This window comes from Ehrlichia chaffeensis str. Arkansas (genome assembly GCF_000013145.1).
In the GTDB taxonomy this organism is placed as follows: Bacteria; Pseudomonadota; Alphaproteobacteria; order Rickettsiales; family Anaplasmataceae; genus Ehrlichia; species Ehrlichia chaffeensis.
In genome coordinates this window covers 78785-104849 of sequence record NC_007799.1, presented here as the reverse complement: position 1 = coordinate 104849, position 26065 = coordinate 78785, and the positions used below count along the sequence as shown (strand labels likewise).

21 protein-coding genes and 2 tRNA genes are annotated in these 26065 nt (G+C 33.0%); 7 read left to right on the top strand and 16 right to left on the bottom strand.

All coding sequences use genetic code 11. The features are described from left to right. Positions 1–43: 43 nt before the first annotated feature. Entirely contained in the window at positions 44–283 is a 240-nt protein-coding gene (locus ECH_RS04815) for a hypothetical protein (RefSeq protein WP_006010851.1), read from the top strand. Here the strand turns inward: ECH_RS04815 and ECH_RS00475 are convergent, their stop codons facing one another. Continuing rightward, positions 284–943 (bottom strand): hypothetical protein, encoded by a 660-nt coding sequence (locus tag ECH_RS00475; protein ID WP_226988413.1) that lies wholly within the window; start codon positions 941–943, stop codon positions 284–286. 318 nt (positions 944–1261) lie between these two features. Then, positions 1262–2278: a DUF3514 domain-containing protein gene (locus ECH_RS00470; RefSeq protein WP_226988412.1), complete on the bottom strand. Its 1017-nt coding sequence runs from the start codon at positions 2276–2278 to the stop codon at positions 1262–1264. Positions 2279–2282: 4 nt separating this feature from the next. Between ECH_RS00470 and ECH_RS04985 the strand changes: the two genes are divergently transcribed. Continuing rightward, complete coding sequence (locus ECH_RS04985; protein ID WP_162465261.1) at positions 2283–2564, top strand: hypothetical protein; 282 nt, start codon at positions 2283–2285, stop codon at positions 2562–2564. Here ECH_RS04985 and ECH_RS00465 read toward each other — a convergent pair whose 3' ends face one another. The 10 genes from ECH_RS00465 to ECH_RS00430 all read right to left on the bottom strand — a co-directional run bounded on the left by ECH_RS00465 (position 2565) and on the right by ECH_RS00430 (position 17257). Further along, the gene (locus tag ECH_RS00465) at positions 2565–3227 is read right to left on the bottom strand and encodes a hypothetical protein (RefSeq protein WP_226988411.1); all 663 of its coding nucleotides are present in this window, start codon (positions 3225–3227) and stop codon (positions 2565–2567) included. A 556-nt stretch (positions 3228–3783) separates the two neighbouring features. Next, positions 3784–6315 (bottom strand): DUF3514 domain-containing protein, encoded by a 2532-nt coding sequence (locus tag ECH_RS04995; protein WP_193327832.1) that lies wholly within the window; start codon positions 6313–6315, stop codon positions 3784–3786. 1384 nt (positions 6316–7699) lie between these two features. Beyond that, on the bottom strand, positions 7700–7861 hold the full coding sequence (locus tag ECH_RS04950; protein WP_011452404.1) for a hypothetical protein: 162 nt from the start codon (positions 7859–7861) through the stop codon (positions 7700–7702). Positions 7862–8139: 278 nt separating this feature from the next. Continuing rightward, positions 8140–10674, bottom strand: a complete 2535-nt coding sequence (locus ECH_RS04685; protein WP_226988410.1) for a DUF3514 domain-containing protein — start codon at positions 10672–10674, stop codon at positions 8140–8142. 704 nt (positions 10675–11378) lie between these two features. Continuing rightward, a complete protein-coding gene (locus tag ECH_RS00450) occupies positions 11379–13520 on the bottom strand; it encodes a DUF3514 domain-containing protein (RefSeq protein WP_011452401.1) in 2142 nt (713 codons plus the stop codon). Positions 13521–13600: 80 nt separating this feature from the next. Further along, positions 13601–13786: a hypothetical protein gene (locus tag ECH_RS00445; RefSeq protein ID WP_011452400.1), complete on the bottom strand. Its 186-nt coding sequence runs from the start codon at positions 13784–13786 to the stop codon at positions 13601–13603. Between the two features lie 292 nt (positions 13787–14078). After that, complete coding sequence (locus tag ECH_RS05065; protein ID WP_011452399.1) at positions 14079–14204, bottom strand: hypothetical protein; 126 nt, start codon at positions 14202–14204, stop codon at positions 14079–14081. Next, on the bottom strand, positions 14192–14383 hold the full coding sequence (locus ECH_RS00440) for a DUF3514 domain-containing protein (protein ID WP_011452398.1): 192 nt from the start codon (positions 14381–14383) through the stop codon (positions 14192–14194). Before ECH_RS00440 ends, ECH_RS05065 begins: the two co-directional genes overlap by 13 nt. Before the next feature lie 309 nt (positions 14384–14692). After that, positions 14693–14878: a DUF3514 domain-containing protein gene (locus ECH_RS00435; RefSeq protein WP_011452397.1), complete on the bottom strand. Its 186-nt coding sequence runs from the start codon at positions 14876–14878 to the stop codon at positions 14693–14695. Positions 14879–16006: 1128 nt separating this feature from the next. Next, a complete protein-coding gene (locus ECH_RS00430; protein ID WP_011452393.1) occupies positions 16007–17257 on the bottom strand; it encodes a pyruvate dehydrogenase complex dihydrolipoamide acetyltransferase in 1251 nt (416 codons plus the stop codon). A gap of 369 nt (positions 17258–17626) precedes the next feature. On the opposite strand from ECH_RS00430, the gene ECH_RS00425 reads away from it, so the two are divergent. After that, positions 17627–18544, top strand: coding sequence for a class I fructose-bisphosphate aldolase (locus ECH_RS00425; protein WP_006010218.1), 918 nt, complete (start codon positions 17627–17629; stop codon positions 18542–18544). Beyond that, positions 18544–18618: transfer RNA gene (locus ECH_RS00420), tRNA-Cys, on the top strand. The genes ECH_RS00425 and ECH_RS00420 overlap by 1 nt, the downstream gene beginning before the upstream one ends. A 408-nt stretch (positions 18619–19026) precedes the next feature. Here ECH_RS00420 and secF read toward each other — a convergent pair. Continuing rightward, positions 19027–19908 carry a protein translocase subunit SecF gene (gene secF, locus ECH_RS00415; protein WP_006010216.1) on the bottom strand — a complete coding sequence of 294 codons (882 nt, stop codon included), beginning with the start codon at positions 19906–19908 and terminating at the stop codon, positions 19027–19029. Between the two features lie 355 nt (positions 19909–20263). On the opposite strand from secF, the gene ECH_RS00410 reads away from it, so the two are divergent. Then, complete coding sequence (locus tag ECH_RS00410; RefSeq protein ID WP_006010223.1) at positions 20264–20632, top strand: YraN family protein; 369 nt, start codon at positions 20264–20266, stop codon at positions 20630–20632. On the opposite strand, the gene hemA is transcribed toward ECH_RS00410, so the two are convergent. From hemA to ECH_RS00395, 3 genes are all read right to left on the bottom strand, one after another. Beyond that, the gene (hemA, locus tag ECH_RS00405) at positions 20629–21834 is read right to left on the bottom strand and encodes a 5-aminolevulinate synthase (protein ID WP_006010214.1); all 1206 of its coding nucleotides are present in this window, start codon (positions 21832–21834) and stop codon (positions 20629–20631) included. The genes ECH_RS00410 and hemA overlap by 4 nt on opposite strands. A 36-nt stretch (positions 21835–21870) precedes the next feature. Next, complete coding sequence (tyrS, locus tag ECH_RS00400) at positions 21871–23127, bottom strand: tyrosine--tRNA ligase (RefSeq protein WP_006010212.1); 1257 nt, start codon at positions 23125–23127, stop codon at positions 21871–21873. A gap of 27 nt (positions 23128–23154) precedes the next feature. Beyond that, positions 23155–23227 (bottom strand) — tRNA-Lys (locus tag ECH_RS00395). 206 nt (positions 23228–23433) lie between these two features. Here ECH_RS00395 and glnA point away from each other — a divergent pair. Together glnA and ECH_RS00385 are read left to right on the top strand one after the other, a co-directional pair. Then, the gene (gene glnA / locus ECH_RS00390) at positions 23434–24834 is read left to right on the top strand and encodes a type I glutamate--ammonia ligase (RefSeq protein ID WP_410517894.1); all 1401 of its coding nucleotides are present in this window, start codon (positions 23434–23436) and stop codon (positions 24832–24834) included. A 195-nt stretch (positions 24835–25029) separates the two neighbouring features. Next, positions 25030–26007: a polyprenyl synthetase family protein gene (locus ECH_RS00385; RefSeq protein WP_006010208.1), complete on the top strand. Its 978-nt coding sequence runs from the start codon at positions 25030–25032 to the stop codon at positions 26005–26007. Positions 26008–26065: the final 58 nt, after the last annotated feature.

The following is a 26065-nucleotide window of genomic DNA, read 5'->3' as shown; positions in this document are numbered from 1 at the left end:
GTTTGTAAACCTTCCCTGAATTACAAGATGCTTAGCAGGAATAATGCTTGTTGGAGCTACCATTTCAGGTACTGCAGTATGTTGCATACCAACACTTAATGTTTCATCAACTTCATCTTTTAACCCAGAGGCTTCTTCAATTTTCTGGCCAGTACATGCTTTTCCTATACTCTCTTTAACAGGAGATCTCTTAGTTACAGATTTCTCAGCATCACTTACTGGGCAAACAGTCGGACCAGCTTTTGTAACACTACCAACAGGAACTACAACAGTAGTTTCTTGACTAACACTCCCCCCCCCCCCCTTCTTTCACATCTTTTTTAACAATAGGTATTCCAGTACTAGCTTTTTTAGCATAACTCACTGATTGCTCAACAGTTCGTCCTACACGAACTTTTGGCTTTGCACCTTCTTTTAAATACTTACTTTCTAAACTTTGCATGCCTACAGTAGCGCTGCTCTGGTCTGGAATACAAGAAGCACCTTCTACATGACCAACATTAGATGCACCACTAACCTTTGCAGCATCACTTACCGATTGAGTAGTAAAACTAGCACTCCCCATATTTCTTAATGTTAATTTCCCAGAGCGTCGACTACGTGGTTTGATTGTACCTCCCAATAAAACATGAGATGTTTCCCCGTCTTTTTTTTCAGTAAGATGTTGTACATCCTGACCTTTCGCTTTTACAATATCCTGATCACAAGATTCAAGGTGCACATTAGAAAGTTGCTCTGATAACAGTCCCGTTCGTTCTTCAGTATCAACACTCTGCTTGCTTTCAATAGTTATTGTTCTAGTTTCTACTTGTTTTAACGGACTACCTGTTTTTTTATTTTTCGACTTTTTCTTTTTACGAGGTGACTCTTTTGCAGCTTCATTATCACCCATTAACATTATTACTATAGGAATAACAACCGCAGTAACTACAGAAATTAGCATAAAAACACACTTATTCGATGTAATGAAATCAAAAAAGATTTAAATCTTCATAAATAATTCTAATATATTTTCAATATGTTAGCAAGAAATTACAACCTTTTTTCCATTGACCACAACATTTAAGATATATACTCAACAAGACAATAACAATAAAGTCTTACCTTCTAAATCTCCAAATATAGAAAATCCTTAAAATAACAAGTAATTGAATATATTCAGTAATTATTCCCTAATGCACCTTATAGAACATTGATAATACACACAATACCTACACATGACTTAAACAACATTCAAAATGAAACACATTTAAATCTACAATCAATGAAGAGAAGAAGGAACTATGTCAGCTCCCATAGTACTATATCGACTACTTACCATAGCGCAATATTTACCTATATCTGCTCTTATATAACCTTCTTCACGTGGATACGATAATAGCTTGTTGATATAACGCACTATATCACGAACAAAAACATTAAAATCCATTTTTTCTGCGTTTACACAATGTTCAATTTCTGCAAAAATTCCCTTACTATTCAGTTGAATCATAACATATGGAATGTTTAACCCAGATACTGTACGTACAGGGTTTTTATCACTTGGAGCATATAAATGCCTAAACGCTTTTCTTACACGACAAGCATACTTACCAAAAAATACAGAACTATATATCAGACTCTCTATATTACGTTCTTGTAATAAAAGTCCTTGCAGATTATCTTGTTCATTTCCAGTAGAACATTTGGTTTTTAGTATCATGTGATACATTTGCGCAAGTTGCACAGTAGAAGACAACTTTATAAAATCACATAATTCTTGAAATTGTACACTCTGATTACTCTTTGCACGAACAAAATCATAACACATACTTAATAATTCTGAGTAAAAACTACTATCATGTAGCTCATAAACACTTGTAATGTTATATCGCCTAACACAATTAGCCATACTGTTGCGTACTTGATATGACATCGTTGAAAAATCAAAATGTGATGCATCATGCAGTATAACAAGTATCGAATCTATGAACTTTGGATCACGGTAATGACTCGCACAATACTTTATGCTGTCAGAACCATAAAACCTGCAAATCCTACTCATAACATGCTCTACTATTCCTATCTTAATCACAAAAGTACACAGCTTCATATTACTGGTTATTCCTAATAGAAACTGTTCAACTTCAGGCTTAAACATAATCCTTCCATTGTTTACAACAAACGTATTATGCAGCATATGATACATATAGGACATATGCATTCTTGCAAAACACGCTATAGATTCCCTAAACTCTTTTATTTGAGATTTATATTCCTCTATCGAATAACGCTTCACATGTTTGAAAACCTTTCCTCTAATTACAAGATGCTTAGCAGGAATAACGTTTGCTGAAGCTACCACTCCAGGTACTGCAGCATGTTGCATACTAGCACTTAATGTTTTATCAACTTCATCTTTTAACCCAGAGGCTTCTTCAATTTTCTGGCCAGTACATGCTTTTCCTATACTCTCTTTAACAGGAGATCTCTTAGTTACAGATTTCTCAGCATCACTTACTGGGCAAACAGTTGAACCAGCTTTTGTAACACTACCAACAGGAACTACAACAGTAGTTTCTTGACTAACACTCCTCCCCCCCCCCCCCTTCTTTCACATCTTTTTTAACAATAGGTATTCCAGTACTAGCTTTTTTAGCATAACTCACTGATTGTTCAACAATTTGTCCTACACGAACTTTTGGCTTTGCACCTTCTTTTAAATACTTACTTTCTAAACTTTGCACGCCTACAGTGGCGCTGCCCTGGTCTGGAATACAAGAAGCACCTTCTACATGACCAACATTAGATGCACCACTAACCTTTGCAGCATCACTTACCGATTGAGTAGTAAAACTAGCACTCCCCACATTTCTTAATGTTAATTTCCCAGAGCGTCGACTACGTGGTTTGATTGTACCTCCCAATAAAACATGAGATGTTTCCCCGTCTTTTTTTTCAGTAAGATGTTGTACATCCTGACCTTTCGCTTTTACAATATCCTGATCACAAGATTCAAGGTGCATACTAGAAAGTTGCTCTGATAACAGTCCCGTTCGTTCTTCAGTATCAACACTCTGCTTGCTTTCAATAGTTATTGTTCTAGTTTCTACTTGTTTTAACGGACTACCTGTTTTTTTATTTTTTGACTTTTTCTTTTTACGAGGTGACTCTTTTGCAGCTTCATTATCACCCATTAACATTATTACTATAGGAATAACAACCGCAGTAACTACAGAAATTAGCATAAAAACACACTTATTCGATGTAATGAAATCAAAAAAGATTTAAATCTTCATAAATAATTCTAATATATTTTCAATATGTTAGCAAGAAATTACAACCTTTTTTCCATTGACCACAACATTTAAGATATATACTCAACAAGACAATAACAATAAAGTCTTACCTTCTAAATCTCCAAACATAGAAAATCCTTAAAATAACAAGTAATTGAATATATTCAGCAATTATTACCTAATGTATCTTAGAACATTGATAATACACACAATCCTACACATGACTTAAACAACATTCAAAATGAAACACATTTAAATCTACAATAAATAAAAAGAAGGAGATTCAGGTTCTATATTAGCTACTTATTGTACACAAACCTCTTCACCGGAGACACCGCAATTACCTATCATTTGCATATCGGTTACTTACTATAGGGTAATGTCCTTTGTCTTCTCTTCTACACAAACCCCTTCACCCGGAGATACCACAATTACTTATCATGTTGTATATCGGCTACTTATCATAGAGTATATGTTCTTTGTCCTCTTTTACACAAACTTCTTCTCATCTGGAAACGCTACAATTACTTATCATATTGTCATATCGACTACTTACTATAGTGTGATATGTTTTTATGTCTTCTTTGATACAAGTTCTTTCACCTGGACGATACAATGCATCTCTGACAAAATTTACTATATCATCAACAAAAACACCAAAATCCATTTTATTTCTCTTAATATAACTCTCAATTTTTGGAATAATTCCCTTACTACTTACTCGAATCATACAATACGGAACGTTTAACCCAGATACTGTACGTATATGATTTTTATCATCTGGACTATATAAATGCCTAAATGTGTTCCTTACATTACAAGCACATCTACCAAAAAGTAAAGCACGATACATAAAATCCTTTATTGCAGGTCCTTTTGCAAGTCTTTCAGATATACATTGTTGTGCATAATCTTGCTTGTCTCCAGCAGAATATTTTACCTTTAGCATCATGTGATACATTTGCGCAATTTGTATACAACAAGATAACTGAACAAAACTACATAGTTTGTGCAATTCTATGTCTTTATTACTTACACCCATAAAGTTACAACACACACTTAATACTTCTGAATAAAAGCTACTATCATGTAGCTTAAAAACATTTGTCACATTACGTTTCTTAAGACAATCAACTGTATCATGACGTACTTGTTGTGACACCTCTGAAAAACTAGAATATGATGTACCATAAAACCTAATAAGAATTTCATCTATAATTTCTGAATCATGGTAATAGCTTGCACAATATTTTATGCTATTACAACCATAAGAATTGCCAAGCCTAGCCATAACTTGGTCTACTATTCCTATTTTAATTATAAAGGTACACAGTTTTATATTACTGGTTGTTTTCAATAGAAACTGTTCAATTTCAGGTTTCAACACAATCTGTCCATTGTGTACAATGAATGTATTATGCAATATTTGATACGCATAGGACATATGCATCTTTGAAAAGCACGCTACAGATTTCCTAAAATTTTCCACTAAAGATTGGTATTCTTCTAACGAATAACCCTGCAAATGTTTGAAAACAGCTACTCCACTTACAATATGCCTAGCAGGAATAATATTTGTTGGAGTTACCATTCCAGGTACTGCAGTATGTTGCATACTAGCACTCAATGTTTCATCAACATCATTTTTAAATCCAGAGGCTCCTTTAACTTTCTGGCCAGTGCATGCTTTTCCCACAGCTTCTTTAACAGAAGATACCTTAGCCTTTTCAGCATAACTCATTGGTTGTCCAACAGCTTGTCCTGCATGAACTTTTGACTTTGCACTTTGTTTTAAATATTCACTATTCAAATCTTGTTGACTCACAGTTCTTTTCAAATCTATAGGAAGAAGTGTCTTTCCTAGATCATCAGATAAACCAACCTTAACCTTTTCAACATAACTTACTGCAGTATGTTGTACGCTAGTATCATAAACATCATTTTTACATTCAGAGACTTCTTTAACTTTCTGATCAGTACATACTTTTCCTACAGTCTCTTCAACAGAAGATACCTTAGCTTTAGCCTTTTCAGCACAACTCATTGGTTGTCCAACAGCTTGTCCTGCATGAACTTTTGACTTTGCATCCTGTTTTAAATATTCATTATCTTCTAATACTGGATTAGATTTTCTTTCTTCTCTAGTAACAACATGTACTTTCCGATCTTCTACCTTTACAATATTTTGATCACAAGATTCAAAGTGCAGGAGTTGATGTGATAACGGTATTCCCTGCCCTTCACCAGCAATATCCTGCTCATTTGCACTAGCTACTATTCCCGTCTTCACTTGTTTTAACGGACTACCTGTTTTTCTATTTTTTGATTTCCTTTTTTTACCGTACTCATCAGATTCTTTTAAAGTTCCTATTGAAAGTTGATCCGATGATCCTATCATATCCTTTGATATAGGACTAGATTTCCTCCTCTTCTCTTTAGTAGCAACACATACTCTACGATCTTCTGCCTTTACAATATCTTGATCACAAGATTCAGGATGCAAATCAGAGAGTTGCTGTGACAATGGCATCTCCTGCTCCTCACTAGCAATATCCTGCTTATTTGTACCAACTACTATTACCGTCTTTACTTGTTTTAACGGACTACCTGTTTTTCTATTTTTTGATTTCCTTTTTTTACCGTACTCATCAGATTCTTTTAAAGTTCCTGTTGAAAGTTGATCCGATGATCTTATCATATCCTTTGATACAGGACTAGATTTCCTCTTCTTTTTTTTAGTAACAACACCCACTCTACGATCTTCTGCCTTTATAATATCTTGACAAGATTCAGGATGCAAATTAGGGAATTGCTGTGACAACGGCATCTCCTGCTCTTCACCAGCAATATCCTGCTCATTTACACCAACTACTATCCCCGTCCTCACTTGCTTTAACTGATATGTCTTTCTACTTCTTAATTCTCTCTGCTTATTGTATTTACCAGATGATTTCGATAACTTTCTCTTTTCACCATTATTCATCAACCTTATCATAGCAACAACAGCCGCAGCTGCAGCAACCACAGGAATTATCATAGAAAGTACCTTTTATTTATTAATACATATTTTAAGAAATATTTAATTTAATTTATAATAATATTAATATATCTTCAACATTTCATCAAGAAATTAAACTTTTTTACTAATTATATAAATAATTAATAATATAGCCCTACTTTCTGGTTTTTAAAATATGAAGAAAGTCATAATAAACTTGCTAAGTAAGCAGTAATATTGAAATGTATCAAAATTATGCAATTAGTAATAATGTACAGAATTATTACCTACAGTTTTTACACTTTATAGGATATTGATAAATATATACAGTTAATAACATGTTAGATACATTTTAAGTACTAACATCCAAAACCAACAATACATTAAAATTTATGGTATAGGAAAAGGTACATTTGGTCTAATAGTATTTTGTCATCTATCAGATTACGATATATTTTGGGTCTTTTTTTAAAAAGAAATCTTGTCGTTGGACTTGATAGCAACCTCATTACATAACGTAGTATATCATCAAAAAAACAGTAAAACCATAGTGCGTCGATACAATATTGTATTTTCTTCCTAATTGTTTTACTACACATTCGAAGCATATTTTTGGCTACAAGATCATCCTTTTTACTCAAATTTCTTTTGAAATCTTTATTAGCTATTGGTTGAACAACCAAACCAGTTTTTACAATATCACCAACAGGAATAGAAGAAGCAACATCAAATACTTTTTCCTACTTCGCTTCCTTCTTTTCAAGCCTTTCTAGAAACAGATACTTCTATGTTAGTTTTTTTAGCACTACCTACTCTTGTTTGAAACAAGTTCTAGTACCAGAAACCTTTGGCTTTACACCTCCCTTAAATATCTACTTTCTCAACTTTCTGCTTGAGTAACAACTCGTCCAGAACTTGCAACACAAAAATCTTTCTTTTTCCTTACATAACCAATATCACCCAAACTCGTCTTATGATCTTCTAATGGTCTAACCTTGAGGCCTTTTAATGCTAACTCACCTTCAGACTCTTGTGAATAGTGATTTCAGTATATCTTCCGTACAGAAGTAGGCTTCTTTTCTTCTTTTTTCCTTAGTAACATTACACTCTGTTTTCTATCCCTACAGCTTGACTTCCATGCACTTTTGACCTTGCACACTCTTTTAAATATTAACCTTCTAAATTTTTTGTGTGAACAACAGTTAGTTCAGAGTTATAAGTAGCCTCTTCTTTTTTCGCATAACCAACATTATGTACACCATCTACATCACGACTTCCCAATGTACCAAGAGTATATTAACTCTTGAGACTTTTTAACACTAACTTTTTTCAAGAGGTCTTCTTAAAGAGCGGCCCGATAGTTTTTCTATATCTTCTGATACAAAACTAGATTTTTCTTCTTTCTCAGAAACATCTTGCCCATTTACATCAACCAATGCCTTTTCACTCTCACTTGCCTTTTTATTCTTCGATTTACCAGACTTCTAAGATGATTTTGACGCTCCTTTTGCAGTCCTACACCATTCATTAACGTTATCACAACAACAACAGCTGCAGCAACAGTAGTAACCACAGGAATTATCATAACAACACACTTACTTGATAATGAAAGTTTAAAAAATTAAATTCTTCATAATTAACATTATTATATTCTCAATATTTTCACAAGAATACAATAATTACTACTAGACATATGGAGAGCTACTTAATAATATACTGCCCTAACTTTAAAAATTTTTTTAAAGTCTAAAACAAACAACAATTTCAACACTTATTCAACAATAAGTACAAAAATCTCTCACATGCTTATATTACTTATCACACACCTTTAAAATATTGTTAACATATATAAAGTCTGTAAACCTATAATGAACAAACCTGGCTATCAGGTCCTATTGTTTTATATTTACTACTTATTTTTGCCTGATATATTGAAATGTCTTCTCGTACTAGAAACCTTGTATGTCGATTCACCATGAATCTCTTTACAGAACTTACCATATTATTAACAAAAACACTAAAGTCCATTTTATTTCTTTTAACATGATCATCAATGATCTCAGCAATGTCCTTACTACATACTTTCAACATTCTAGATGGAACATTTAATCCAGCTACCGCACACGCAGTATTTTTATCAGTTGGAATATACATATGTCTTAATGCTTTTCGCATTGCATAACAGTAGCCACCAAAAATTCTAGCACGAAAAATAAACTGTTTTACATCTTTTCCTTCAGACAAGTCTTTTTCCATTTTCTCTATATTCATACCCTCAACAACCATATGTTTAGACTTACCAAGTACATGATACATTTGTCCAAACTGTAAAGCACAAGATAACTCTACCAAACTACACAAAGTTTTAGATTGTTCATCATCAACTGATGCATGCATAAATTCACAGTATAGGCTTAACACTTCACTGTAAAAAATACTATCATGTAGCTCAAAAACTTCAGCGTCATAACCTTTAGTACACATAGCAAGATTATATCGCAGTTCTTGTGACATTGTTATACAGTCAATACGTTTTTTACTCAAAATCTGAATAAGTAAGTTATCTACAAGACTTGGATTACGAAAATGACTTGCACAGTACTTCAGGCTATCACTAACATAAAACTTACAAAGTCTACTCATCAGATGATCTAGCATTACCATTTTCATTAAAAAGGTACATAGATCTATATTGTTAGTTATTTTTAATAGAAGATCTCGAATTTCAGGCTTTAGTAAAAGCTTTCCATTTTTCACAAAAAACATATAATTTAGTGAGTCATGAACATATGCCATATGCATTTTTGCAAAATCCCATATTTTCTCTTCTCTAAATTGCTGTATAGCAAGACTATAGCCAGCTTTAGAACCATATGACAAATGTTTGTAAATAACAGGACGACTAACAATGTGCTGAGCAGGCACAACCTGCACTGGAATTAATACTTGAGGAACAGGTTGTAAGTCATCATTTACTGATTTACCACTAGTACTAAGAACAATAACATCATCAGGATCTTTTGACTGCTTCTTTTCACTAGATATTCCAACTTTACCTTTTTCAGCATAACTTAATACAGCAGATCGAGCAACAGCTGCCTCCTTTTCTTTACTAGATATCCCAATTCTAACTTTTTCAGCATAGCTTAAAGAAGGTCGAGCAACAGTATCCCCTTCAGTAGGGCTTTTTAACACACCAGGAACACTACCTGTCTTAGTGTCTTCCAATACTATTTTCTTTAGGGGTTTCCTTGAAGGTTGATCTGATGGTTTTACTACACTTTCTGATATAGAACTAGATTTAATCTCTTCTTGTACTTTTAAAGGCTGAATACCAGAAACTTTTGGCTTTGCCCCTTCCCTTAAATACTTACTTTCTAGATCTTCCTTCTGAACAACATATCCCTCTTGACTTCCCTCCTGACTAACCGTATGAGGACTTTTTTTCTCCTTTACACCACTACTAGCTTTTTCAGAACAAATTAATTCAGTAGGTTGACTAACAGCTGCCTCCTTTTCTTTACTAGATATCCCAATTCTAACTTTTTCAGCATAGCTTAAAGAAGGTCGAGCAACAGTATCCCCTTCAATAGGGCTTTTTAACACACCAGGAACACTACCTGCCTTGGAGTCTCCCAATACTAATTTCTTTAGGGATTTTCTTGAAGGTTGATCTGACAGTTTTACCACACTCTCTGATATAGAACTAGATTTACTCTCTTCTTTTACTTTTATAGGTTGAATACCAGAAACTTTTGGCTTTACCTCCTCCCCTAAATACTTACTCCCCGGATCTCCCTTCTGAACAACATATCCCTCTTGACTAACCGCATGAGGACCTTTTTTCCCCTTTACACTACTACTAGCTTTTTCAGAACAACTTAATGTAATAGGTTGACCAACAGCTTTCCCCTTTTCTTTACTAGATATCCCAATCCTAGCTCTTTCAGCATAACTTAACATAGTAGGCTGACCAGTAATTGGTCCACCAGTAATATCAACTTGAACTTTTTCACTAGAACCTTTAAAGCCACTATAAAAGTCTCTTAACACTAACTTCTTTTTAACAGCTTTTTTCTGAGATTGATCCCCAGACTTTACGTCTTCTTTTTTCTTAACAACCTGCTCCTCCGTTTGCACAATGTCTTGATTAGAAGACTCAAATTGAGAATCAGAGGGCAGTTGTACTATTTCTTCCTGTTGAACAGTAGGAGCCTGCTCACCAGCACTAGTTACTGGTTCTAGACTCTTCTGTACCTGACTACTTGTCTTACTACTTTTTGCCCTTCCTTTTTTACCAGATGACTTCGATGCTGCTTTTTTAATTTCATCACCACTCATCATCATGACTACAGCAATAGCAGCTGCAGTAACAACAGCAACTATAGAGAATAACATAATAACACACTTAATCTATATGATTGGAAAAAGAATTTATTAAATTTTTATCAATATATTATCATATTTTAACACTTTTTACAAGAAACAATAGCGCTTTTTACACCAATTATGATGCAACAGGAACTACCTAATAAAATGAAATAACACTATTCTAATTCACCAATTACAGGAATTTACAAAAAATCCCCTGAATTCTTAAAAACAGCAATCTTAAAACATATTACGATCAAACACACAAATGAATAACACAATAAAAATTATAAAAGTATTTTCTATAAAAACTTATTTACATAGTCATCACTTTTATGATTTATATTAAGATCTAACCCACAACTTTCACACATGCTTTATTGCCTGAATTCTTACAAACAGTCATTCTAAAATATATTACGATCAAACGCACAAATGAATAACACAATGAAAATTATAAAAGCATTTTCTACAAAAACTTATTTACATAGTCATCACTTTTATGATTTATATTAAGATCTAATCCACAACTTTCACACATGCTTTATTGCCTGAATTCTTACAAACAGTAACTTTAAAACATATTAAAATTAAATGCATACATGAATAACGGTATTTTCTACAAAAACTCACTTACATTAATTATTACTTTTATGATCCTATTAAGATCTAATATACAACCCTAATACATGCTTTATTGACTGTACAACCAAATAAAAACAAATGGAGTTTTACCTTTGTGGCCCTTTCTCCTCTTTAGAACTACGCATTACCTGATTATATATGCCCTCATATCCTGCTATCTCATCTTCACAAGCCATTACATTATATCTATCCACTGCCGCACAAACACGTGCAGCACAATCTCCCATAATAACATGAAATCCCATATTACCAGAAGCCATATTCCTTTCAACCACACCATAAAAATGTTCAGAACACCGTTCCACAACTATTTTCGGCATAGCAAGACCACCCACATTTTTCACACCATTATCATTTACACTATACATATATGTCATACAATTCAAAAGACCATAACACACTAGTCCAAGCTGTCCACAACAATGTCTTGTTGATCCCATATTTTCTACTACTGAAAAAAAGCTCATGTTATCTATATTCACGCCTTGCATTTTTGTAAAACTTTTATAATTATTATACACAGTACCCAACAGTTGTGCAGCACACACTATCACACAGTCTAATACATCAACTGGACATTCTGGATCACTAACTCTAGCAGAAACAAGATTACACAACAATCGTAACACATGACGATAAAAACCAGGCGGATGGGGCACAGTATTTTTTGAAACATAGCTAGTATAACTATTAGAAAACACACCAGCTATTTTAGTAATAGATAGCTCTGTATCTTGTGCATATATAACGATATCTTGCACACATTCTTCTAATACTTGATCATCTATCTCGTTATAGAATAAGCTATGATAGAATTTAATAATATTGGTCACTGACATACAATGCCCAAGGCAAGCAACTTTAAAAATAAGAATGCAGAATTCAGGATTTTCTATTCTATTGCCTATAAAAGATAGTAGATCTTTCTTTAGACGTACAACACCACACTCCAAACAAAACATTTTTCTAACTATAAAGCGAGCATGTTGTAAATGCATATCTGTAAAATCCCAGAGCTGTAATCTATATTCTTCTTGTAACACACGATATTTTCGACCAGATAACCTTTTTGATTTACTCCCCCTACCAAACTTCGGAAAATACGCTACATTAAAAACACTTGAGCCTTTAGATACTAACACACTTTCGAGACCCGTACTAACTTGACTACCTCCTACCTCTACAGCACCTGAAGCTTCATCACCTTGAATTTGCAACCTTGCAAATCCTTGCTCAACATCACCTGCACTACCTTCAACTACACCCTTACTTACAACAGCGTCATCTTTTTTATGCTGTACACGTTGCAATATTCTCACAGGATATTGCGGTGTATACATTTTAGGAAAACCAGGCTCTCGCATTGTTAAAGCCTCTGCTCTTTGTAGTGAATCTTTATCAGTTCCAGCATCAGACTGTTGAGATTGTAGACGTTGCTGTTCTTCTTCAAGTCGCGCAAACCTAGGAATAAAAGGTTTGGTACTAGGCTTTGATGGCTTAACCTTAGCAACATGTTTTTTCTCTGGTTCACAAGCTTCTCTTTTTCTTACTACACTTTCACTAGTTCCAGCATCAGACTGTTGAGATTGTAGACGTTGCTGTTCTTCTTCAAGTCGCGCAAACCTAGGAATAAAAGGTTTGGTACTAGGCTTTGATGGCTTAACCTTAGCAACATGTTTTTTCTCTGGTTCACAAGCTTCTCTTTTTCTTACTACACTTTCACTAGTTCCAGCATCAGACTGTTGAGATTGTAGATGTTGCTGTTCTTCTTCAAGTCGCGCAAACCTAGGAATAAAAGGTTTGGTACTAGGCTTTGATGGCTTAACCTTAGCAACATGTTTTTTCTCTGGTTCACAAGCTTCTCTTTTTCTTACTACACTTTCACTAGTTCCAGCATCAGACTGTTGAGATTGTAGATGTTGCTGTTCTTCTTCAAGTCGCGCAAACCTAGGAATAAAAGGTACTCTTACACGATAAGGTACTCTTACACGATATTTATCTTTTTTTGAAGACTGAGTTTCTACTTCCTCAGTAGTAGATACTACAGGAACCGTTGCCTGACGCATAGAGCCCTGAGCACGTTTTTTTGGCTTTGCACCCTGACGTAAATATTGATCTTGTAACTCAGATGATAGTGTATCACTATCACCAGTTTCAGGCTTTAACTGACTAGATTCATATGTACCAGGTACATGTTGCAATCCAGACGCTCCATCTACTCCCCCCACCCCCTTAGCTTTCTCTTGACCATCATCAGACCCATGTTGTATATCTTTTTTTTCTTCTACCTTTGTGTCAGATGAAGCTCCTACATCTTGCTCTTTAGCTTGTTCTTGGCTTGATTTCTCAGCTTGTCGTGTCCTTCTTCTATTAGGCCTTGCCTTCTGCTCTTCCTCTTGTTCTTTTTTACCACTTTATCAGAACCAGCCATTAAACCAAATAATGCTGTAGCACCACCAACAATAGAAGTAATAACAATAAATAGTTCAAACACAATATATTATAAAACTCGTAATAAACACAAGTATAACACTAATACAACTCATAGTTTAACTAATTTTTTTAACATATTACTTTACATATAAACTATATTAGGGAAACTATAATTCCTATCTATTAAGAAATCACAGCTTTACACTACTACAATCATAAGTCTACTTATTCTATCTTATCTTCGTCAAAGACATATAAAAATTACAGTAATATAGCCATAACCAAAACAACTTTGAGTATTTTAAAACACTATTCATTTCTGAATTCCAATAAGATTTATTGATACTAAATCCCTAAAATATAGAGTAGCAATTCAGTTTATAATCCTCTAGCTTGATCTTTTTCACAGAGCATATTACTTCATCATACAACGCACAATATGCTTCTATGGCTTCCTCACAAGCAGCTACACTAGACATATTATATTATGAACAACACGTGAAGCTAAATCTTCTATAAGAACACTAAAATTCATACTATTATCGACTATACTTTGCTGAACCCTAGCAGCAAAATTTTCATCACATCTTTCTAATGTGATACGTGGCAATGGTATACTATCTACACATATTACTCCATCATCATTTATAGAATACATATATAGAAAGTTAGATAATAGAATATGACACTGCTAACCTCCTGGCATAATATCCTTTGCGATTTCGTATACTTCCACATCATTACACACAAATTTCTTGTATCTGATGTACCATCTGTTCATTTAGAAGACATCTATAATTATTACACGTAGTACCAAAGATCACAAAAACACTTACTATTGCTAAATCTAGTCCGTTGAAAATCCTGGATCACTCGATCTAAGAGAGGTAAGATTACACAACATCTGAAACAATTGTCGATAAAACCCTCCATGATGTATTCTACCAAACTTCATGGATGCACCATCTCATTCATTTAGAAGACATCTATAATTATTACACATAGTACTAAGCATCATAGAAACACTCACCATTGCTAAATCTAGTATTTCTGTTGAAAATTCTGGATCACTTGATCTAAGAGAGATAAGATTACACAACATCTGAAACAATTGTCGATAAAATCCTATATGATGTACTCGACCAAACTTCATGGATGATGTATTAGAAGGATTAGCTAATAAGCCACTTATCCGTTAAAGGTACAGATTATCCCCTTTGCATACAGAAAACAATCCGTGCAGTACACGTATTTAATGCTCCTGGGTTAGAGTACGCAGATGTACTATATATCAAGTTATGAGATAATTTAGGTACACATAATATTGCCGTACAATGAAAAATACAAGCACATTCAAGATTCCAATCAATAAGCCACTATTCTCTACTTTCTGTTGAAGAATAGATAGCATTTCTGGTCTTAAATGTAGAATACACCCGTACAGCAGAAGGTAATACGTAAAATATTCCTGTACAAACATCACAAATATACTTAAAATGTATTCCTTTAAAAAAACTAATATTTTTCTAAATTGTTCTTGCACAATATAATATCCTGGCCCATCATTCTTGGATTTCTTGCATAACCTCTATAAAAATTTGATAAGTGTTGCTGCACCCACAACAAGATCTGCAACTTTCAATACTTCTGCAGATTCTATACATCCACTAAGAGGAGGAATCTTAACTTCTCCAGTTTGCATCACAGAAACTCCTGCTGCTTCATCCTTTTTACACCATAGTATTGAAAAAAAATAAGGTAAATTAGCCCTCCTACAACACTATTCTTTATTAATGGCACTTTTGCACACTAACATCATTCATAACACATAAAGAACTATTCGCAGATAGCAACAACAGAATGTATTCTCTATCACAACAACATTATCATTAATCCTATAATCATTTATAGGTACGATAAGCAATCTGAATCAAATCCCACAGGTACATCAAATTCATAATCTGCTCAACAGAACTAGGTCAATACATAGCAATAATCTTTCTTATTCCCAAATATGTTTCAAAGTATTACTTACAAATCTCAGCTCAAATTTTTACGAGAAACTTAATTGCAAATATAATGAATGTATCCCAACTTACATATACACCTGTATTTCTGTAAATTTTTTTCTCTGAACAATATGACTGAACAACTATGGCCTATACACATTAATAATAAACAGCACAACAAAGTAAAAAATAAGGTAAGATAAATATTATTGTAGAAATAGACTTTGCCAATCAAAAAAGGGGCATGAATTTAAGAAAAACTTATAAACTGTTTATATCAACATTAAAAATGGTTTCTCTAGATAAGATTTAAAGCAATTTAAAAATTTTGCCGCTAGTACACCATCAATAACTCTATGGTCTACAGATAATGTTACTGTCACAACATTTGAAATACATATTTGCTCATTAACAACCATTGCTCGTTTTTCAGAGCATCCAACAGACATTATACAAGACTGTGGAGGATTAACAATTGCGTAGAATTCTTTAATACCAAACATACCAAGATTAGAAACAGTAAAACCTCCGCCTTGAAATTCTTCAGGTTTCAATTTTCCAGATTTAGCCTTACTAGCTAATGCTTTCACTTCTCTTGATATTTCTAACAAAGATTTCTTATCTGCACCAAAAATAATTGGTGTGATAAGTCCATTATCAATAGATACAGCAACAGAAATATCAATACTAGGAAATACAACTATCTTATCATCAGACCAAGATACATTAATTTCAGGAAATTTCTTAATACTCATGGCAACAGCTTTAATGATGAAATCATTCACTGTAACCTTAGTATCAGGATTTTCAGCATTTATTTCTAACCTTAATTTTAACAAACTATCCACAAGACAATCTATTGAAACGTAAAAGTGAGGAATTGTTTGTTTTGAATACACTAAACGTTCTGCTATTACTCTACGCATACTACTAATTTCAGTAAAAGAAGCATCCTCAGGAGAGTTAGCAATGTGACCATGCTGATTTATAACATCCAATATATCAGCTTTTATAATCCTACCGTACGGGCCTGTTCCTTTTACCAAATTTACATCAACACCAAGGTTCGAAGCAATTTTTTTTGCTAAAGGACTCACCTTAACTCTTTCAGAAGAATTAGATGAATTAACCAATACTTCGCTAGCATTCACAATTTGTTGATTCATTTGCAATACAACTGACTCATCTTGAGCAGGTTGACTATCTTGTAACGCAACTAACTCATTTTTTACAACATTATCACCTTTTTCATATGAATGAACTTTAGCTAAATCCTGTTCATCTACAGCAATCAATGCTATCAATTGATTTACCTCTATATTTTTGCTTCCTTCAGCAAAAAAAATTTTACCCATGATACCATCTTCATCTGTATACTCACATTCCATAACAGCTTTATCAGTTTCTATATCAGCTATTACATCACCTGATTTTACTACATCCCCTTCTGCTTTATACCACTTTCTTATAGTGCCACTTTTCATAGTTGGAGAAAGAGCAGGCATCAATACTTCTATTGGCATTACTTAATATCAAAAAATCATTTTATAAACCATTACAGTATTAAACATTCATTGTCAATTCAATTATAGACATTGCTCTCTTCTAAAGAACAGAAAAACACTTATTTCAGGCATCTTATTCTTAATCACAAAACATTAAATTTTAAAAATTATCTCCTTCTACAATAACTCCATCACCTACTAATATACACATTAATACCCTTAATCTCATGATACAACGAATCAACTATTAAACATTTTTAGTAACATCTTACTTGCATGGTTTTATTAATAACATCTCAATTATCAAAGTAGTAGGTAAGCTATTGTAAACATATTTTATTTCTTGTAGTAGGCAAAAAATTTGCTAATATTATTTATATTTGTTTAATGTGTAGAAACTTTGTGCTAGCCAACAACCGTATTCAGGACATTCTAGGATTCTATGAAAGTGAGAACCCAGGAGTAAAAGCAAATTTGATGAGAATGCTGTTACACGGTAAAGTAGCTGGCAGTGGGAAGTTGTTAATATTACCTGTAGACCAAGGAATGGAGCATGGACCAACTAAAAGTTTTTCAAAGAATCCTCAGTCTTATGACCCACACTATCATTTTCTATTAGCTATTGAAGGAGGGTTTAGTGCATACGCAGCTCCACTTGGTATGCTTGAAGCTGGAGCATCTACTTACGCTGGTCTGATACCTCTTATACTAAAACTAAATAGCTCTACACTGCTTTCCCCAAAGAACAGTTTCCCTGATCAAGTGGTAACTTCTTCTGTAAAAGATGCACTAAGGTTAGGATGTTCAGCTATAGGAATCACTATTTATCCAGGTTCCCACAATTTTTTCTCTATGGTTCGAGAAACAAGAGAGCTAATTGCAGAAGCAAAAGCAGCAGGTTTAGCAGTTGTAATATGGTCATACCCACGTGGAAATGATATTTCAAAACAAGGAGAAACAGCAGTAGACATAGTAGCTTATGCTGCACACATTGCAGCATCGCTTGGAGCAAACATTATAAAGGTTAAATTACCAACAAGTAATATAGAAAGAGATTCTATACCTTATGATATTACATCTTTAAAACAAAGGATAGAGTATATAAAATTATCTTGCTTTTCAGGAAGAAGATTGGTTGTTTTTTCAGGTGGAGAAGCAAAAACCGACGAAGAATTATTGCAAGAAATACAATCAATAAAATTAGGTGGAGGAGATGGATCAATTATAGGTCGTAATTCCTTTCAAAGACCAAAAAATGATGCCATATCAATGGTAGGAAAAATAGCAAAAATTTATCATAACTAGGCTAGGTGGCAGAATGGCGGATGCGCAGGACTGCAAATCCTTACATACCGGTTCGATTCCGGTCCTAGCCTCCAATAGCAAAAACTAATCGCTATAAGTTCCATTTATTAACAAGTTTTCATAAACTTACTTATCATTGAAGATTTTTAAAATGCTCAAAGTATATTTCTTTAAATAAAATACAACTTACCTATCGGAACCCTATGCTAAAAAACCAATATAATTCTTTAAAACCTTATCAATTCAAAATCTAACAAAGTTTATCCACCAAGCACACACCAAAGAATTACATATACCATCACCAGAACCAGATAGTAAAAAACTTCAAATACTAAAATTCATTATTTTCACACACATAATACAACGGGTATTTCAGATCAAATTTTTCTATAGTCACAAAACAAGATACTACACCTAACAATTTTGCTAAACATTAAAAAGCTTTTTTACTTAGGAAAAAAGTTGTTCTGTACTACTAAAATCTAGGTTTTGTTAATATCATTAGATAAAGAAGTTGTTGCTATAAATATTGAAGAATATGTCCCAACAGCTATACCAAAGAATACAATTATGCTTAATTCTCTAACTGTACCCTGACATAACAACATTAAAGGGACAGACGCTAGCATAGTGGTACCAGATGTCAATATTGTCCTTGATAAAGTAGCGTTAATACTGATATTAATGACATCAGACAGTTTTTTTTGCAGTTTCTTTTTAAGCAATTCCCTAATCCTGTCATATATTACCACAGAATCATTTACTGAATAACCGATAACTGTTAAGATTGCTGCAGTTGAAGAAAGATTAAATTCAATATTACATAAACTAACCAACCCCAATGTTAATACAACATCATGTATCAGAGCCAAAACACCACCTAATGCAAATCTCCACTGAAATCTTACCCACAAATACAAAAACATTCCTAATAATGAAAATATTATTGCACACAATCCTTCAAAAATCTGTTTATACCCTACTTGTGGTCCAACATAATCTATTTTTAAATAAGTTACTTCACCCAATATTTTATTTAACACTCCTTTTATTTTCTCAACAGTATCCGATTGATCTGAATCTTTTTCATTTTTAAAACGAACCATCAGTTCTCTATCATTATTTTTAAAACCTTGAACAGAAAAACCTACAAAACCATTTTCCTGCAGTTTTAAATTAACACTCTTAACATCTACTTGATCTGCACGAAGTTCAATTATTATACCACCTGCAAAATCTGTACCAAAGCATATGCCTTTTAATAAAACAAGTAATATTGAAATAAGCATGAGGACGCCACTACAAGATAGAGCACATATCCTATATTTAGAAAAGTCTATATTTATATCACTAAGAAAAACCACGACTAAAAAACTATCAAATTCACTTACTAAGCCTATGTTATTTCTAGCACTTATTCAAGAAAAAACACCTTTTCATAATGTAACAAACATTAAGATATATACACAACCATTTTCCCTTCATTAAAAATTTAATATACTAATCACCATTGGTAATCTCTATTATACAATACTTCTGTCACAACATTAGGCTGCAGATATAGCAAAACCCAACCTTAATCAAAAAGCATTATACTTTTTATAATATAGATACAAATGTCCGCGAAGACAAATAAATGCATTAAACATAATAGAATTATCTTTCTCTATATAAAAAACTTTATATACTAAACTGATTTTACTGACAATATCACCATACATGTTTACAAAAAAGAATTACAAGCGCGTTATTTATAACATTGTAGGGTACTTAGGAGAAATATTAATAATCTGGTTTTTAAAATGTAAAGGATATTATATCATAAAACATCGATATAAATGCATTCTAGGAGAAATAGATATCATTGCCTGTAAAAATAAATATTTAGCTTTTATAGAAGTTAAAACCAGTATATTTGGATCAGAAATTCCTATTACTAATAAACAACAAAGATCAATTATTAAAGCAGCAAAATCCTTCATTACTTATCATACAAAATTTGAAGAATACAATATAAGATTTGACTTATACTTTTTTTCACTTTCAAAAGGATTAATACACATTCCTCACGCTTGGCAAGAATTTTAATTTTGCTTATTCATTATTTTAAACCTACACAAAACATCAACCAACGCTTGGGTTAATTTATCTATCATTTCATCTGTATGATAAGGTGTTGGAGTAATCCTTAATCTCTCTGTACCTACAGGCACAGTAGGATAATTAATAGATTGTATATATATCCTATATTCCTTAAGTAACACTCGTGAAATCTCTGTACAAGCCACTGAATCACCTATAATTACAGGAATTATATGTGTATCCGTTTTGACAAAGTCAATACCAGCCTTAGAAAAAGATTCTTTTACTTTGTTAACAACCTCACGTTGCTTTTCTCTCTCAATAGAACTATTCTTTAAATGCTCAACACTTATTCTAGCAGATGATGCAATAAGAGGTGATAATGCTGTAGTAAAAATAAAACCAGGAGCAAAGCTTCTGACAACATCTACCACATTTTTTGATCCAGTAATATATCCACCCATAACTCCAAAAGCTTTGGAAAGAGTTCCTTGAATAATTGTCACTCTATCAGATATATTTTCTTGTTCTGATATACCTCCTCCACGACTTCCATACATACCAACTGCATGTACTTCATCTAAATAAGTTATTGCATTATATTTATCAGCTAAATCACAAATTTTTGCAATTGGAGCTATATCTCCATCCATAGAATACAAGGATTCAAATATTATGATCTTAGGTACAGATATATCAACAGATTTTAACAAAGTCTCAAGGTGATTAAGATCATTGTGCCTAAATATATGCTTTGCTCTATTAGTAGATCTAATACCTTCTATCATAGAAGAATGATTTTTCTCATCTGAAAAAACTACAATATCTGGTATTACAGAAAGCACTGTACTAATAGTAGTCTGATTTGCAATATAGCCACACACAAAAGTCAGAGCAGCTGGTTTTTTATGTAAATCTGCTAATGATTTTTCAAGCTCAATAATCTCCTTTGTAGTGCCAGAGATATTCCGTGTACCACCAGCACCTACACTACTACTATAATTTTTGATAGCAAGAATCATATGTTCATTTTGTCCCATACCCAAATAATCATTGCTACACCATAGAGTAACTACGTTATTTACATCACATTCTATAGCATAAGGAAACTGACCAGGAATACGTGAGAATCCTGTAAATTCTCTATATCGACCTTCATCTTTTATACGCTTAATCTTGCTACAAAATATCTCTTCATAATCTATCATAATTACCTCTATCCTATGTTTTAATATAAAACCCTATCAAAAATCACTCTCTAACATTACTTTTAAATGACGCTTCTTCCCACAACTTAATTTAACATAGGATGTATTGTAAAAGTCTTTTAAGGATAACTTATAATTCATATCTAATACAACCACATCATTAATCTTACATCCCTTATCATTAATCAGTCTTCTTGCACTACTACTACTTTTTTCCATTTCACACATTTGAAGTAATTTTATTATAGGCAACCCTAATTCTACATCATATTTCTTTACATAAAAAACTGATAATCCAGAATCATCATTGCACTCAAAAACTTTAAGTGCATCATTAGCAACACTTTGAGCAATTTCTTCTCCATGACATATCCTAGTTGCTTCAGTAGCTAATATCTTCTTCGACTCATTAATCTCATGTCCTTGCAAAAGTTCTAAATTTCTTATTTCATTAAGCGATAATTCCGTAAATAACCTCAAAAAACGACCTACATCCTCATCCTTAACATTACGAAAATATTGCCAATAATCTACAGGACTATACATATTTCCATCAAGCCACACTGCACCTTGTGCAGTCTTACCCATCTTCTCACCTGAGCTTGTAAGTAGTAAATTAGTAGTAAGACCAAAAAGCTCTGGTAATCTTAACTTTCTGCCTAATTCTACTCCACTAACAATATTACCCCATTGATCAGATCCACCTATTTGTAATAAACAATTATACCGTCGATTTAATTCAACAAAATCATATGATTGTAATAACATGTAATTAAACTCTAGAAAGCTAAGATTTTGTTCTCTTTCTAAACGCAACCTTACACTATCAAAAGTCAACATATTGTTAACAGAAAAATGTTTACCTATATCTCTTAAAAATTCTATATAATTTAAACCATTTAACCATTCAGCATTACGTACTAACAATGCATCATGAGGTCCATCACCAAATACAATAAATTTCTTTAATACCTCATAGATACCTAATGCATTTTCCTCAATTTCACTAGCAGATAACATAGCTCGAGATTTATCTTTACCAGAAGGATCACCTATCTTAGTTGTACCATCTCCCAGTAGTATTATTGGTTTGTGACCAAATTTTTGAAGGTGCCTTAAAATCATAACTTGTATTAAACTACCAACATGCAAACTTTTGGCAGTACAATCAAACCCGATATATGCATGTACACATTGTTGGCTCATTAATTGATCCAACATACTAATATTAGTGCATTGACTACAATACCCTCGAGAATACAAAAAACTTAAGAATTGAGACTCTAACTTCATTTTAGAAACAGATCATTAAAAAAACAGTGATCCCGGCGCGAATTGAACGCGCGACCTGCTGATTAAAAGTCAGACGCTCTACCGACTGAGCTACGGGATCTCAATCAAAGGTATAAAATTACAATGCATATATTGAATCACCTTCCTGAAATTAAGTAAAGATTTTTCTTGAAGATAATCACTCAATTAAATACATAGCATTCTAACTAATTCCCTAACAAATTATAAATCATGATGTTGCAAAACCATAAGAAACTTGATATCCTATTTGTTTTTAAGCTTGGTAATTTCATCATGTTCCTTTCTATAGAGGATACTTTAAACTACATAAAAAAAAATGCAATAAATTTTATTGATCTAAGGTTTACAGATTCTAATGGTAAATGGCATCACATAACACGTAGTGCAGAAACTATAAATGCACAAGTGCTTTTAGCAGGAGTTAACTTTGATAGTTCATCAATTCCTGGGTGGCAATCAATAGAAAAATCAGACATGATATTACTACCAGATGTTAGTACAGCTTTCATGGATCCATTTTCTGCTCAATCAACATTGGTTATATTGTGTAATATAGTAGATCCTTATAAGCAATCTCAGTACTCTAAAGATCCACGGTATATAGCACAAAAAGCATATAAATATATGCTATCTACAGGTATTGCTGATAAGTGTTATTTCGGCCCAGAAGTAGAGTTCTTTATATTTGATAACGCACAGTTTTATGCAGGAATGTATAACTCTTACTTCAAAATAGATTCTGCAGAACACGATATTTTATTTCAAAAAAGAGAATTTTCCAACAATAGCCATCGCCCAAAAGTTAAAGGTGGTTATATGCCTACTCCTCCTATTGATTCGTTACATGACATTCGATCAGAAATGTTAACAATGTTCAAAGAAGTAGGTATTATACCTTTAATACATCACCATGAAGTTGCTGCATCACAATGTGAAGTTGGATTTCAACATGATGAATTACTACTCAGTGCAGACAATGTGCAAAAGTGTAAGTATATAGTACATGGAGTTGCATCATCTTATGGTAAAACTGCAACCTTTATGCCAAAACCAGTTATAAAAGATAACGGTAGCGGTATGCATTGTCATCAATCTTTGTGGAAAGACAACGTTAACATTTTTGTCAATCCTGATGGTAGTATATCAGAAACCTGTTTATACTACATAGGTGGAATTATTAAATATGGAAAAGCTATTAATGCATTCACAAATCCTTCAACAAATAGTTATAAAAGGTTAGTACCTCATTTTGAAGCTCCAACTTGGTTGACTTATTCATATGAAAACAGATCTTCTGCCATCCGCATACCGTATGTACCAAAAAATGACCTCAATGCTAAAAGAATAGAAGCACGGTTCCCAGATCCACTGGCAAATCCATACCTATGTTTCTCTGCACAGCTAATGGCTGGGTTATACGGAATACAAAATAAAATTCATCCTGGACCAGCAATAGACAAAAATCTGTACTCACTAGATAAGGAGGAGCTACAACAATTCACTTCTGTAGCAAGCTCTCTTGAAGAGGCACTGGACTCCCTAGATAATAATAGAGAATTTCTGCTAGTAGGAGATGTGTTTACCAATGATCAAATTGATGCATATATAAATCTCAAAATGCTAGAAGTAAAGGACCTACAGCTGCATCCACACCCTATCGAATTTATAAATTACTATAGCTCTTAAGCAACTCAACACTACACTGCTTACAGCTGTTTTATATATTACACTCGCTTAAAATAAAATCTGGGCGTAAATACAATATAGTGAGTTTATTACCTACTACTATATTTGTATTTATTCCTTCATGATGTATACTCAGATAAAAATAAAAACCAACTCAATAACACAGTACATAAAAATTCTGGAGACTTATTAAACATGACAAATGACTTTAGTAATACATTTCTACAATTAAAATCACTAGTTCAACAAGATTTAGATTCAATGGAATCTTTAATTTTACATCAAAATAATAAACATATCACTTTAATCACAGAAATCGTACAACACTTAATTAAATCCGGAGGTAAAAGAATACGTCCTATAATTTTTTTTATCATATGCAAGATGCTAAATTGTAACAACGAAAATAAAGTACCAATTGCAGCAGCTATTGAGCTGATACACAACGCTACATTGTTACATGACGACGTGATAGACGAAAGTGAACTAAGAAGAGGAGAAAAAACATCTAATGTTATATGGGGAAACAAAGCAAGTATCCTAGTAGGAGATTTTTTACTCGCAATATCCTTTCAATGGCTTATAAAATGTAAGAACCTGAATATATTATCCATACTATCTCAAGCATCTAAGGATGTCATAGTAGGAGAAGTACAACAAATGATATCTAGTCATAATATAAATATTTCTAAGGAAAAATATATAGAGATCATTTCTGCAAAAACAGCTGCTCTATTTAGCGCAACATGTGAATCCGCCGCCAATTTAGCCCAAACAAGTAATGAAGAAAAAGAAGCATTAAAAAACTTCGGAAATAATTTCGGCATTTCTTTTCAAATCATGGATGACATTTTAGACTATACAGCTTCAGGAGAACAATTTGGTAAAAAATTAGGAAATGACCTTTTAACAGGCAAAACCACCTTACCTGTTATCATTGCGTATCAAAATGCAACGTCAAAAGAAAAAAAATTCTGGGATCAAATATCTGTCAATCCAAACCTAGAGCAGGCAATATCTTATATTAAAGTTCACAATGCGATTGAAAAATCAATAAGTATAGCAACAACTTACATAAATCAGGCAAAATCATGTTTAAATATTTTTGCAGAATCAAACTACAAAACACACCTAAACAAACTACTAGATTGTATTTTATATAGAGAATGCTAACATGGTTTTATAGAGGATATTCAAACCCAACAAACTTTTAATTCAACATAGGCAAAGT